Raw genomic sequence first — 1,174 nt, 5'->3', positions numbered from 1 at the left:
CAACAGGATCGACGTTTTCGTGGCACTTTTACCTATGCTGACGGCACCAAAAACTTTTTTGGTGTGATTTATCCTGATAATACTGCCTTTACCTGGGTATCAACACCAAGCCAAGGTTATGTTCATGGTCGAATTCTCGGAGAGAATACAATCGGTACTTGCTATGTTGAAACTTGGGAACATGCCACAGCGGGTTGTGCAACATTAGAAAGACAATAATAACGATATTCCAAACATAAAAAAGCCACCCATTCAGGTGGCTTTTTTGTATCGCTGAAAGTGTGACTTAAACAGAGGCTTTTACAGTATTCGCTTTGCGACGTAGGCCTAAGAAGCCCAGTAAAGCGGGAGCGAATAAAAAGGCAGCCGCAGGAACGGGTACAGCTGAAGGCGGCACAAAACCTGAAGGTTGTGAGTGAATTTCAGCGTTCTGGTTTAGGGTTTTTGCAGCTAAGGTGCCTTCAATATTCCCGTGAGTAACAACATCTGTACCCAATGCTAAAATGCTACCGCCGAATTGTGAGGTAATGTGAAGACTGTCTGCATCGGTAAAATTCCATAACAGTATGTCAGCTAAATCCACTGCTGAGTTGGCCAGGAAATTCACGCTGATATCGTACCCAGAAAGTGCGTCATCAAACACATTAAACAAAATGCTGGTTGCACTACCGATGTTGAATGCAAACTCATTCACACTAGTAAAAAAGCTTTCACCATCGTTAATATTAAACACCGCTAATCCATCGGTATTCGGTGTCGCATTAAACGTGACTTTGCCACCGGTAATTGTGTAGTTACTATTAAAATCAGTACCTGCTAACTGGTTAGAGAACTGACCTAATGTGTTCACCGCATTTGCTGCTGCAGCAGCTGGATCAAAAGGGACTGATACCGGTTGATTGATAACCGTACCACTACCGTTTGCTTTGACTGTTCCTGTGTTAGTACCACCGAAGATAGTATTACCACCATTAGTCTCTACAGTGCCTGAAACATTACCAACCACAGAGGTTGAACCATTACCATTAGCGAGGTTTCGAACAGTTCCTGAGACTGAGTTTATATACGCATCACCACCATCATTAATGGTGAGTGAGCCAGACACATCACCACCGATATTAAGGCCTTTGCCTTTAGTTTGTACATTACCCTTGAGGTCACCACCGACAGTTAA

Annotated in this window: 1 protein-coding gene and 1 pseudogene; one reads left to right on the top strand and one right to left on the bottom strand. The window is 43.4% G+C overall.

Translation table 11 applies throughout. The features are described from left to right. Positions 1-219: pseudogene (locus B4K20_RS00520) on the top strand (hypothetical protein); the annotation flags it as partial. Between the two features lie 67 nt (positions 220-286). Here the strand turns inward: B4K20_RS00520 and B4K20_RS00515 are convergent. Beyond that, a partial coding sequence (locus B4K20_RS00515; RefSeq protein WP_289281477.1) for a choice-of-anchor A family protein occupies positions 287-1,174 on the bottom strand: 888 nt, incomplete at its 5' end.

The sequence above is a fragment of the Methylophaga sp. UBA5088 genome (assembly GCF_002414625.1).
Classification (GTDB): domain Bacteria; phylum Pseudomonadota; class Gammaproteobacteria; order Nitrosococcales; family Methylophagaceae; genus Methylophaga; species Methylophaga marina.
This window is presented reverse-complemented; position numbering and strand designations above follow the sequence as displayed.